This window comes from Klebsiella sp. CN_Kp104 (assembly GCF_040064515.1).
Classification (GTDB): domain Bacteria; phylum Pseudomonadota; class Gammaproteobacteria; order Enterobacterales; family Enterobacteriaceae; genus Klebsiella; species Klebsiella aerogenes.
The window spans coordinates 160,336-172,497 of record NZ_JBEAII010000002.1; the positions used below are offsets into that span (position 1 = coordinate 160,336).

Genomic DNA, 12,162 nt, shown 5'->3' on the forward strand with positions numbered 1-12,162 from the left:
GCCGGGGGGGCCGGCGGCTGGGGTATTTACTTCACGATTTTCACGTCCGGCAAACTGCCGGTGAGGCCGTTATAGATATCCGGCTTAAAGCCGGTCACCCGGGCGCTGCTGGCGGAAAGAATCTCCCGGTATCCCAGCAGGATAACCGGCGGATCCTCGGCCAGCACCTGATACAGCTGGTGATAGATAGGCTTGCGTTGTTCGACATCCAGCACCGCGTTGCCCGCATTGATAAGCTTATCGACTTCAGCGTTGTGATAGCCCGACTCTTTGGCCTCGCTGCTGTAGAAGTCCCACACGCCGTCATGCGGATCGTTGAGAGTACTGGTGCTAAACGACGCCAGATCGTAATTACCCGCTTTGCGCTGCGCCATCAGCGCATTGAAATCAACCACCTGCGGTTTCAGCAGCACGCCTATCTGCCGCCAGTTCTCTTTGGCAATTGGGATCAGCGCATCGTTAATGACTTTTTTGCTCGCCAGCAGGGTCAATTCCAGTCGCTTACCGTCTTTCACGCGGATGCCATCGGCGCCAGGCAGCCAGCCCGCTTCATCGAGCAGTTTTTTCGCTTGCACCGGATCGTAATGGTAGGGGTTGACGCCCTGCGCATTGAAGGCCCAGGAAATAGGCGCGATCGGTTCAATGGCTACCTTGCCGTATCCCTGATACACCACGTCGATTAACTTCTGGCGGTCCAGCCCGTAAATCAGCGCCTGACGCACTTTTTTATCCTGCAGCGCCGGGCGATGGAGGTTGAACTCCACCTGGCTGTAGTCGCTGGAGCCGTACAGGTTGATATTGGCAAAACCGAGCATCTTAAGCTGCTCAATATCATCCGGGCGCGAGGTGAAGGCGTCGTAGTCGGTTTCGCCGGTCTGAAATAGCTGGAAATTGGTAGACGGATTGGTCACGCGATAGATAAAGCGCAGCGTTGGCGGCGTACCGCGATAAAAATGCGTGTTGGCGTGGAAGCGAATCTCCTGACCGGGAATATATTTATCGTAGACATAAGGACCGTTACCCAGCGGTTTTCCGTGCAGAGAACGCAGATAATCCAGATTTCCGCGTTGATACCCTTTGCCGTACCAGGCTTTCGATAATACCGGACCGCCGATTTTCGCCAGCGTTGTCGCGCCCGGCTGGGTGGTAGTAACCTGCAGGGTCAGCGGATCGATAACTTTCAGGCCGCTCACGCTATCGGCTTTGCCGGCTTTATATTCCGCGCCGCCGGCGATATTGGCCAGAGTGATATCGGTATCGCCGTCATATTTCGGGTCGAGCAGAACGGTCAGCGTAAAGGCGACATCCTCCGCGGTGAGTGGCGATCCGTCACTGAAAGTCAGGTTAGGGCGTAATTTGATGGTATAGACTTTGTTATCCGCGCTCACCGTCCAGCTCTCAGCCAGCCCCGGCACCAGCTTACCCTGACTGTCCCAGTCAATCAGGCGTGAAAAAATAACGTTGGTGACGTTCTCATCCCAACCGTTGACGAAGAAGTAAGGGTTAAAGATCCCCTGCGGTTCGGAAATGCCGGCCACCACCGTGTCTTTACGCAGTTTGGCGCTGGCCGGGATCTGGCTGGCATCAGTTGCGGGAGTGATCCCTTCTTTAAGAATATCGTCGGCGTTGGCGACAGAAGAAAATGCCACCATGCTACCGAGCAGCGCCACTTTCAGCGCCAGCGCGAAGCGCGTTTGTCTGGTTTTTAATCCTTGCCGTAATCTGGACAAAAGTGCTACCTCATCAAATGATTGCGTTGTTATTTACAATTCATGACGAAGATAAGAGGCGCGCTGAATACTGTCTAACAACGAAACGCTATGGTTTATAGCCATTTCGCATTAGCAAAAAACCGGCAATATAATGCCGGTTTTCGGGGAAGTCATAGTAGATTGTTCTTTATGCCGCGGCAGCTAATCGCCGGCCTCAACCGGCAGCCACAGGGCCTGCGGGTTGGCGAAATAATATTCGACTTCGGCATAAAAACGGCTGGCGTGCAGGCCATCAACAAAAGCGTGATTAAACCGGCCGGCAACCGGAATGATGCCATTTTTCAGTTTTCCCCACGTCAGGGCGGGTACCGCCGCGCCCACGTAGTATTCCGCATGGGTCATGGCGCTGAAGTGCAGCCACGGCAGGCAACTGGCACAAAAGAAATTTTCTTCTTCCACGATAAGCGGTGAGGGGTTGGTGCTTCTTGCAGCCTCAATGCGCGGCGTCGCGGCGGCGCTAAACGCGGGGAAATCAGCGGCGTTATCGCACCATACCTGGCGAAAACCTTCGCTGGCGGTCATGATTGGCGTCATCACCGAGATGGCGTCATATTCGATGATATCGTCGTTGTGCAGGCGCTGTTTCAGCTGCGGTACGGCGTTGGCCGCGCGCAACAGGCCGAATAATGCCAGTTGAAAGAAGGAAACGCCCCGGTCTTTCGCGCAGGTGTATAACTGTTGCGCTTCTACCGGCACGCACAGATTGAAGCTGGGATTGGCAAAGGTACGGTAGAACGTAAAGTGATCCAGGCGAGGCCAGCTCGCTTTATCAATGACGCGATAATGTGCCACGGTCGACTCCTTCATGTGGATTTGCCTTACTATGCGACGATTTCCACCAGGTTTCCATCAGGGTCTTTGATAACCGCCTCATAATAGCCATCGCCGGTGGTGCGTGGGGCAGAGACTAAAATTCCCGCCATTTCAGCGCGTTTGGCTAACGCATTCACCTGTTCCGTGCCGCCGACGGCGATCGCCAGATGCACCCATCCCGTATGGTTGTTATCGTGGGTCGAGTCATGTAAACCGGGTTTGGTCATTAACTCAATGGCCACGTCAGAGCTAATTTTTACAAAGTAGGATTCAAAACCAGGATTGGTTTTACTACGGTATTTTTCGTTGATTTCACCGGCAAAAAACTCCACCCAAAAGCGTGCTTGCTGCTCAAGATGGCGGGTCCAGAGGGCGATATGGGCAACTTTCATGGTTTACCTCGTAAAGGGTCGGGTTGACAGCATGCGCATAAGTGAACGATTATGCTCTTTTCTGCTCGTTATGTTTATTTTAAGGAGTTGTTGTGCTCGATTATGCAGCTTTCCCTCAGCAACGACAAGCGCTGATTTGTCAGATCCTGCAGGAGGACGGTAGGGTCGTCTGCGCCGATCTGGCCCAGCGCTTACAGGTCTCTGAACACACTATTCGCCGCGATCTTCATGAGTTGAGCAAAGACGGATATTGTAAGAAAGTCTACGGCGGCGCGGTGATGACCCTGCCGGAATCCATGGAGTACAACGAACGTAAAGAGAAAAACAGGGCAACAAAGAGCAGAATCGCACAGAAATGCGCACAGCTAGTGAAACCGGGCGGCTGTATTTTTATTGATACCGGCACCACCAACCTGGCAATGGCGGAAGCGCTACCGGGCGAACTGGCCTTAACCGTGGTTACCAATTCCCCGGAAATTGCGGCGGTTCTGCTTAAAAAACCGCTTTACGAGGTTGTGATGCTCGGAGGTCTGGTGCAACGCGCGGCTGGCGGTTGTGTCGGCGCATCGGCGGTGGCCCAGGTGCAGGGGATCCTCTTCGATCAGGGATTTATTGGCGGCTGCGCAATGGCTCCGGAGTCAGGTCTAACCGGCTTTGATCACGCCGATTGTGAATTTAAGAAAGCGGTTATCAAACAGTGCAGTGAAATTATCGTTGGCTTAACCTCAGATAAAATCCCCGCCGTCGCGCGTTTTGTGGTAGCTGAAAGCAGCGCCATTGACGTGCTGGTCGTGGAGGAAAACATCAGCCGTAAATACCGGGATGCTTTCCGTGAACACGAGATCCGTATCTATACCGTTTAGCACACGGGCAAATTATTAATTTGAGAAAACCGGGCTATCACTTTGATAAAAATGGCGGCGAAATGTTTCTGGCCTGCGGGCCGCGGCCTTCGTAGCGCCATTTTCTCCGCACTTTAGCCGTGTTTTGCGCGGCGACTCACAAAAACGAAGCTTACGTAGCACCTCATTGATTTCTGGCACAAATCTTGGATTTGTTATCGGTGATGAGGCTTTTCCCATGGGTTATGGGTAGCGCGACGTTTAGCAAACCCGGGATTGCCCGCAACGGATAATCATTGAGGGGACTGTTATGTGTGCTTCACCTTCAGCGCCGCTACGGCGCGTGGATGGACTGGCGAAAGTCAAAGGAACGGCCGTTTATGGCGACGATATTACCTTACCGGGCATGCTGTATGGCGTTTGCCGCTTTGCGGATATACCCGCCGGGAAAATCGAGGCGATAGATCTTAGCGAGGCGCTGAATGTTGCAGGCGTGGTAAAAATTGCCACCTGGCAAGATATTCCCGGTACTCCGGTCGTGGGGATTATCGTCAAAGATTATCTGCCTATCGTCAAAGACGAGGTAGTCTTCCACGGCGATGTCGTCGCTGTGGTGGCGGCAACCAGTTATGAAGCCGCCTGCGAAGCGGCGGATAAAATACATGTGCGCTATACGCCCTATGAGCCGCTAACGGACGTAGAAGCCGCGCTGGCGCCGGACGCCCGGCGAATTCACCCGGAGCGCAGCGATAATATCGCCGCCCATCACCACACCGTTAAGGGCGACATCGCCATAGGCTTTGCCGAAGCCAGTCACGTGATTGAACGTGAATATGAAGTGGGCTTCCAGGAACACGCTTACATTGAACCGGAAGTCGTACTGACCTGGCTTGATCCCACCGATGGTAGCCTGATTATCTCCGGCTCCATTCAGAACCCGCACCGCGTACGCAGTTTCGTGGCTAAGTTTATGGGCTGCCCGCAGAGCCAGATTAACGTCAAACGCGCGGTGATGGGCGGCTCGTTCGGCGGCAAAGATGACATCATCGATCATCTGGCCTGCCGTTCCGCATTGATGACGCGCCTGACCGGTCGTCCGGTGAAATTTACCTACACCCGCGAGCAGTCCATTATCGAAAGCTGTAAGCGCCACCCTTATAAAATGAAGTATCGCGCCGGGGTGGACGACAACGGACGCATTCTGGCGATCAAAATCGATATTCTTGCCGACAGCGGCGGCTATGCGGCGTCCTCCCCGTTCGTCACATGGCGTTCTTCGGTGCAGGCCGCTGGGCCGTACAATATTGATAACGTCCATATCGACGTTAAAGCCGTCTATACCAACAACAGCTATACCTCGGCGATGCGTGGTTTCGGTTCACCACAGGTGGTTTACGCCAACGAATCCTTTATGGATGAAATTGCCGAAGTGCTCAATCTCTCGCCGGTGGCGGTGCGTGAAGTGAACGCGCTGCGTCAGGGCGATACCTCGGTCACCGGGCAGCGGTTTGATAAACACACCGTCTCGGCGACTGAAGTCCTGAGTAAGGCGGTGAATGCCTCGGAATTTGCGGCAAAACGCCAGCACTATCGTGAATTGAACCAAAAAGGCGGCGTTTATCGCTATGGCATTGGCCTGGCGCTGAGCTACCGTGGTTGTTCCATCGGCGCGGAAGGGGTAGATACCTCGACGGCGCTCATTCAGGTGAATGAGGACGGCAGCGTCAATCTGGCGACATCGGTTTCTGAAAACGGTCAGGGTCTGCAAACCGCGATGTCGCTAATCGCCGCGGAAGCCTTTGGTATTCCTCTATCGGAACTGCATTTTATGGAACCGCCGACCTCGGTTATCGGCGACGGCGGATCGACGGCGGCAACCCGTGGGACTATGGTCGGCGGTGGGGCGATTCTTGACGCCGCGGACAAGATAAAACGCCGCATTCTCAGCGTCGTCGGCGACAGCATCGGTACCCGCGAGTTGGCTGAAACCTTGTGGCAGGATGGCTTTATCATCAACGTCCAGGACAGTGAACGGCGTATTGATTTCAAAACCGCGGTTAATAAAACCAAATGGGCCAGCGTCAGCCTGACCGAGTACGGCTGGTTTGTGCCGCCGCCCATTCATTGGGATGAAGAAAAAGGCTGCGGCAGCCCGTACTTTACCTGGGTCTACGGCTGCCAGGTGGCGGAGGTACGGGTGAATACCAGCACCGGTAAAACCGATTTGCTGCATGTTACCGCCGCCCATGACGTGGGCCGGGTACTCAACCCGGTGGGGTTTGAAGGTCAGGTTTACGGTGGGGTGGCGCAGGGTTTTGGCTACGCGCTGCTGGAAGATTTCAACATTGAAAATGGCCAGGTCAAATCGGAAAACTTCGACAGCTACCTGCTGCCGACGATGAAAGATATTCCGCCGATGACAATTATCGGCGTAGAAAACCCGGATATCGCTGGGCCTCTGGGGGCGAAGGGGATCGGCGAGCCAGCTACTGAACTCGCGGCGGCGGCCATCAATAACGCGGTGAGTTTTGCCCTCGAGACGCGGTTTAATAAATTACCGTTGACCCTCGAACAGGTGATCCTCGGTTACAACCTGAAAAAGCCGGTTCGCCAAAGCGAAATGATGCTGGAGGCAGAAAACAAGAAGCAGGTGCTGCGCCTCACTGACGTGGAAGTGACTCGCGCGAAAAGCCTGCAGGAGGCGTTAACCCTGCTGGCGCAAGAGGGCGTAACGGCTATCGCCGGCGGTACCGATGTGATTGTGCAGGGGCGTCTGCAAACCCGCGCGCTGCGGTTGGTTGATATTTCCCGTCTGCCGGAGTTGACGCAGGTGAGCGAAGATCCGGTCAGCCATGAGGTCATCATTGGCGGGGCGATGACTTTTAACCGTATTACCGATCATCCGCTGCTGCGCGAACGTTACCCGCTGCTGGCGCAGGCCTGTCATACCGTCGGTTCGCACCAGATCCGTAATCGCGCCACCATCGGCGGCAATATCGTCAACGCCGCGCCCTGCGGCGATTCCATTCCACCTGCCATCCTCTATGACGCGCGCATCGAGCTGCGCTCGCTAAATGGCGTACGCACCCTCGGTCTGGGCGAGTTTTTGCTGTCCGGCTACAAGACCCAGCGCCAGCCGGATGAACTTTTGACCAAAGTGATACTGCCGCCGCCGGCGCGTCCGCGGGCTAAAGGTTTCTATCACCAGTTAGGGCGGCGCAACGCGCTCAACATCACCCGTCAGAGCCTGAGCGCGCTGCTCGATTTTGCTGATGATGGCACGGTGAGCTACTGCCGTCTGGTGGACGGCGCGCTGTTCAGTAAGCCGCAGCGGTTACTGGATATTGAACGCTGCCTGCTAGGGAAACCGTTAAATAGCGACACGATTAACAGCGCCTGCGAGGTGCTGGACAAGCTTATCTATGCGGCCATCGGTAAGCGCTGGTCGGCGGCATATAAGCAGCCGGTGTTCGTTAATATGTTCCGCGACATGATGGCCGAGGCGCAACGGGCCTCAGGGATTTAATGATTCAATCAGGGCGCCAGAGCGCCCTGTACAGGATAGAGCTATGAGCACAATTAAAGTGAAGGTAAACGGCAAGCTGGTGGAAGCAAAAGTAGAAGGCAATATGCGCCTATTGGATCTGGTGCGGGATACATTGCATCTTACCGCCACCAAAGAGGGATGTTCGATTGGCGAATGCGGCGCCTGCACGGTGCTGATGGACGGTAACGCCGTTTGTTCTTGTCTGGTACTGGCCGAACAGTGTGATGAAGCGGAGATCGAGACGCTCGAAGGGTTAAACGATAATCCGATTACGCAAAAATTACAGGATGCATTTATTGAGAAGGGCGGCGTGCAGTGCGGGTTCTGTACGCCGGGAGTACTGGTCAGCGCCACCGAATTATTAACCAAAGAGCCGCATCCGGACGAAGCGCAAATAAAGGATGTATTAGAAGGCAATATGTGCCGCTGTACCGGCTATCAGCCGATTATTGATTCCATTCAACACGCGATTAAATCGTGATCTTGTAACGGGGCTTCTGTTTTGTTAGTAGCCCCGGTAAGCGCCACCGGGGGAGGGTTCCCGGATAGCGGCGCACAGCGCCTTATCCGGGCTACGGTTCGGTATTCGGTTGGTAGCCCCGGTAAGCGTAAGCGCCACCGGGGGAGGATTCCCGGATAGCGGCACATAGCGCCTTATCCGGGCTACGGTTCGGTATTTGGTTGGTAGCCCCGGTAAGCGTAAGCGCCACCGGGGAGGGTTTCCGGATATCGGGTATGGCCGTCGAACCTTAACCCATCGCGCTTTCGCGCAGGCGGGCTTTCAGCTTGTTGTACTCGTCGATCACGTACTGTTCCGCCGCGCGCTGATCGGCAATCCGCTCAACGTTAACCGCGCAGTACTTGTACTCCGGCGTTTTGGTTATCGGACTCAGGTTCTCCGACACCAGCTCGTTACAGGCGCCGATCCACCACTGGTAGGTCATGTACACTGCGCCTTTATTCGGCCGATCGCTGACCTGCGCGCGGGTGATGATGCGACCCTTACGCGAATTGACCCACACCAGCGCTTCATCCTCGATACCTAACCGTTCGGCGTCGGCGGTGTTGATTTGCGCATAGCCGGGTTCATCGGCAAGCCTGGTTAAGGCCGCGCAGTTGCCGGTCATCGAACGGCAGGAGTAGTGGCCGACTTCGCGCACCGTTGAGAGCACCAACGGATACTGTTCAGAGAGTTTATCTCCCGGCGCGACCCAGTCGCAGGTGAAGAACTGGGCTTTACCGCTCGGTGTAGAGAATGTCTCTTTAAACAGATACGACGTCCCCTGGTCGGCGTCGGACTCATCGCGGCATGGCCACATGACATAGCCGAGCTCGCCCATTTTTTCATAGGTGGCGCCGTAGAAGTTCGGGCACAGATGCCGCAACTCATCCCAGATCTCCTGGGTGTTGTTGTAGTGCATCGGATAGCCCATCCGGGTGGCGATTTCGCTGATGATCTGCCAGTCGGTTTTCAGATCCCACTTCGGCTCCACCGCTTTAAAGAAGCGCTGGAAGCCGCGGTCCGCTGCGGTATACACGCCTTCGTGCTCGCCCCACGAGGTGGACGGCAGGATGACGTCGGCCGCGGCGGCGGTTTTGGTCATGAAAATATCCTGGACGATAACCAGTTCCAGCTGTTCAAACGCCTTGCGCACCGCGGAAAGCTCGGCATCGGTCTGCAGCGGATCCTCGCCCATAATGTAGGCGGCGCGGACTTCGCCGTGTTCGGCGCGGTGCGGCAGCTCGCTGATGCGATAACCGGTATGTTCCGGCAGGCTGTCGACGCCCCAGGCTCTGGCAAACTTCTCGCGGTTTTCCGGGAACTTAACGTACTGGTAGCCCGGATAGGTATCCGGCAGTGCGCCCATGTCGCAGGCGCCCTGGACGTTGTTCTGCCCGCGCACCGGGTTGACGCCGACGCTCGGCTTGCCGAGGTTGCCGGTAAGGATCGCAAGGCTGGTCAGCGACCGTACGGTCTCCACGCCCTGGTAGAACTGGGTGACGCCCATGCCCCACAGGATGGCGGCGGATTTGGCGCTGGCGTACATCCGGGCGCAGGCGCGGATCTCCTGAGCGCTGACGCCGGTTATCTCTTCCACCGACTCCGGCGTATAACCTTCGACGATTTTGCGATACTCCTCGAAGCCTTCGGAACGGCTGGCGACGAAGGATTTATCGTACAGATCCTCTTCAATAATGACGTGGCCAATGGCGTTGAGCAGCGCGATATTCGAGCCGTTCTTCAGCGCGATGTGCATGTCGGCGATGCGCGCGGTTTCAATTTTGCGCGGGTCGCAGACGATGATTTTCGCCCCGTTGCGTTTGGCGTTAATGACGTGATTCGCCACGATAGGGTGGGAATCCGCCGGGTTGTAACCGAAGATAAACACCAGGTCGGTGTTATCAATCTCCGTGATGGCATTACTCATGGCGCCGTTACCGACCGACTGGTGCAGACCTGCAACCGAAGGGCCGTGTCAGACGCGAGCGCAGCAGTCGACGTTATTGGTACCAATAACGGCGCGCGCGAATTTTTGCATCACGTAGTTGGTTTCATTACCGGTCCCGCGGGAGGAGCCGGTGGTCTGGATCGCGTCCGGGCCATATTTTTCTTTAATGGCGCCAAGGCGGGTGGCGACGTAATCGAGCGCCTCATCCCAGGTGACGGCTTCCAGTTTGCCGCCACGCTTACGACGGATCATGGGGGTTTTGAGACGCGGGGTCAGGATCTGGGTATCGTTAATGAAGTCCCAGCCATAATAGCCTTTCAGACACAGGGTGCCCTGATTGTTTTTCCCCATGGCCGCTTCGGCGCCGACGACCATGCCGTCGTCCACCACCAGCCGCAGCTTACAGCCAGCGGCGCAGTAGGGACAGACGGTGGTGACTTTTTCCATCGTGTGACTCCTTAAAAATAGTACGGCAACAGATAGATAAAACGGCTGTTAATTCCGAGGGTAATGGCGTCCTGGATGGCGGGAACCGCCATCAGGGCCATCATCAACAGTGCAAAAAGCAGACGTTGCGACATAGACATCAATCACTCCTGGCCGTCAGCGGCGGTTTGACCTTTCTGTACCTTGCGCAGCAGCAGCCACATGCGTACCGTACGCACGGCCATGTTGCGAGCAGCCGCGCTCGGCGGCGCCGGGTCCGGTTCCGGGACATCGTGAGAAATACGGAACGGCACGCTGCCGTTCAGCGTCAGGTTGGCGACAATCGCCGTCAGGGTGCCGATAGTGATGCCGCTGTGCAGAAACAGCTGCATCATCGGCGGGAACTGGGTAAACAGATTCGGCACCAATACCGGCATCATGCCGAGACCAAGGGTGAGTGCGACCACCATCCCGTTGTTATTGTTGCGATAGTTGACCTGACCGAGTGTACGAATACCGGAAACGGCAACCATGCCGAACATAACGATACCGGCGCCGCCGAGGATCGGTTTCGGAATCAGTACCACCAGCGCCGCCATTTTGGCGAAAATGCCCATCAGCATCAGAATGACGCCCGAGACCGACACCACGAAACGGCTGCGTACGCCGGTCAGGCCAATCAGGCCGACGTTTTGCGCAAAGGCCGCGTAGGGAAACAGGTTGAAGAAGCCGCAGATCGTCGTCGCCAGTCCGCAGGTATTCAGGCCGTTACGCAGCATGCTGGCCGTGACCTGTTTACCGACGATATCGCCGGTCGCCATGATGGACGACATGGTTTCGACCATCACCACCACCATTACCATCGACAGCAGGGCGACGGGCACGATATGAAACTCAGGCCGGGCGAACTGCATCACCTGTGGCAGATGTAGCCACGGCGTAGCGTTGACGAGGTTAAAATCCAGCGGCTTGAAGAAGCTCCATAAAATAGTGCCGATCACCAGCCCAATCAGCACCGAGGTGTTTTTGACCACGCCGGTAGCGAAGGTATACAGGTTAAGAATAATGACCAGCGTGATGGCCGCCATCAGCAGCGAGAAGAGATCGCCGAAACCGGCCATCTCGCTGCTGCCGCCGCCAATCCATCCTCCCGCGACCGGCATAATAGAGAGGCCGATCAGCGTTACAATGCCGCCCATCACCACCTTTGGAAAGAAGCGAATCAGGCGGCTAATCCACGGCGCGCAGCAGAGGATAAAAATGCCGGAGACGATAACCGAGCCGGAGATCGCCCCGATACCGTACTCTTTACCAATAAGCACCATCGGGATCAGCGCGGCGAAAGTACAGCCCTGGATCAGCGGTAGGCGGCAGCCCAACCACTGCTTGATGCCCATCGATTGCACGATGGTCGCGGCGCCGCAAATAAACAAATCGGCGCTGATTAATAAAATAATATGCTCCGCAGGCAAACCGACCGCGTTACCCACCACCAGCGGTACCGCCACCGCCCCGGCGTACATCACCAGCACGTGCTGCAATCCATAGAGAATCATTTGCGTAATTGGCAGGACCTCATCGACCGGCGCGACAGTCGCCGTATTGCGTGAGGCCGGAATGGCAAAATCTTTCATGAAGTAGTTGTCTCCTTTACGACTTCCGCCCGTGCCGAACTGAAAGGGGGGAAGTTACGATTCGAAGGCCATTGCCTCCCTCTGCTGATGATGTTCACCAGCGTATAACGCGCACGGAGTTGCTTATGCGTTAGGAGGGTTATGCGTAAGCTGTGCCAAAAATGAGCGATGCGGCAGTGGAGTAATATATTTGTGAAATCAATCACGGGTCGGCTTGTCTATTTCTTGCTGGCCCGTTTAACGTTGCGAGCGGGCATCAGAAATAAAAATGGCGAATATCAGTTTG

At 55.9% G+C, this 12,162-nt stretch carries 9 protein-coding genes; 3 read left to right on the forward strand and 6 right to left on the reverse strand.

Going from position 1 to position 12,162, the window contains the following annotated elements; translation table 11 throughout:
• Positions 1 to 26: 26 nt before the first annotated feature.
• The 3 genes from ABLU80_RS02715 to ABLU80_RS02725 form a co-directional block, all read right to left on the reverse strand.
• On the reverse strand, positions 27 to 1,730 hold the full coding sequence (locus ABLU80_RS02715; RefSeq protein WP_348849668.1) for an ABC transporter substrate-binding protein: 1,704 nt from the start codon (positions 1,728 to 1,730) through the stop codon (positions 27 to 29).
• Positions 1,731 to 1,913: 183 nt separating this feature from the next.
• Entirely contained in the window at positions 1,914 to 2,564 is a 651-nt protein-coding gene (locus tag ABLU80_RS02720) for a CatA-like O-acetyltransferase, family 1 (RefSeq protein WP_260841813.1), read from the reverse strand.
• A 29-nt stretch (positions 2,565 to 2,593) separates the two neighbouring features.
• On the reverse strand, positions 2,594 to 2,977 hold the full coding sequence (locus tag ABLU80_RS02725; protein WP_020079020.1) for a VOC family protein: 384 nt from the start codon (positions 2,975 to 2,977) through the stop codon (positions 2,594 to 2,596).
• Between the two features lie 92 nt (positions 2,978 to 3,069).
• On the opposite strand from ABLU80_RS02725, the gene ABLU80_RS02730 reads away from it, so the two are divergent.
• The 3 genes from ABLU80_RS02730 (at position 3,070) to ABLU80_RS02740 (ending at position 7,847) form a co-directional block, all read left to right on the forward strand.
• On the forward strand, positions 3,070 to 3,840 hold the full coding sequence (locus ABLU80_RS02730) for a DeoR/GlpR family DNA-binding transcription regulator (protein WP_015705204.1): 771 nt from the start codon (positions 3,070 to 3,072) through the stop codon (positions 3,838 to 3,840).
• Positions 3,841 to 4,129: 289 nt separating this feature from the next.
• On the forward strand, positions 4,130 to 7,345 hold the full coding sequence (locus ABLU80_RS02735; protein ID WP_045361186.1) for a molybdopterin cofactor-binding domain-containing protein: 3,216 nt from the start codon (positions 4,130 to 4,132) through the stop codon (positions 7,343 to 7,345).
• A gap of 43 nt (positions 7,346 to 7,388) precedes the next feature.
• The gene (locus tag ABLU80_RS02740) at positions 7,389 to 7,847 is read left to right on the forward strand and encodes a (2Fe-2S)-binding protein (RefSeq protein ID WP_015366918.1); all 459 of its coding nucleotides are present in this window, start codon (positions 7,389 to 7,391) and stop codon (positions 7,845 to 7,847) included.
• 268 nt (positions 7,848 to 8,115) lie between these two features.
• Here the strand turns inward: ABLU80_RS02740 and fdhF are convergent, their stop codons facing one another.
• Genes fdhF through ABLU80_RS02755 form a run of 3 tightly spaced genes read right to left on the reverse strand, consistent with a single transcriptional unit; the run spans position 8,116 to position 11,876 of the window.
• Positions 8,116 to 10,263, reverse strand: coding sequence for a formate dehydrogenase subunit alpha (fdhF, locus tag ABLU80_RS02745; protein ID WP_348849669.1), 2,148 nt, complete (start codon positions 10,261 to 10,263; stop codon positions 8,116 to 8,118).
• A gap of 11 nt (positions 10,264 to 10,274) precedes the next feature.
• A complete protein-coding gene (locus ABLU80_RS02750) occupies positions 10,275 to 10,403 on the reverse strand; it encodes a hypothetical protein (RefSeq protein WP_015366915.1) in 129 nt (42 codons plus the stop codon).
• A gap of 3 nt (positions 10,404 to 10,406) precedes the next feature.
• Positions 10,407 to 11,876: a nucleobase:cation symporter-2 family protein gene (locus tag ABLU80_RS02755; RefSeq protein ID WP_015366914.1), complete on the reverse strand. Its 1,470-nt coding sequence runs from the start codon at positions 11,874 to 11,876 to the stop codon at positions 10,407 to 10,409.
• Positions 11,877 to 12,162 lie beyond the last annotated feature (286 nt).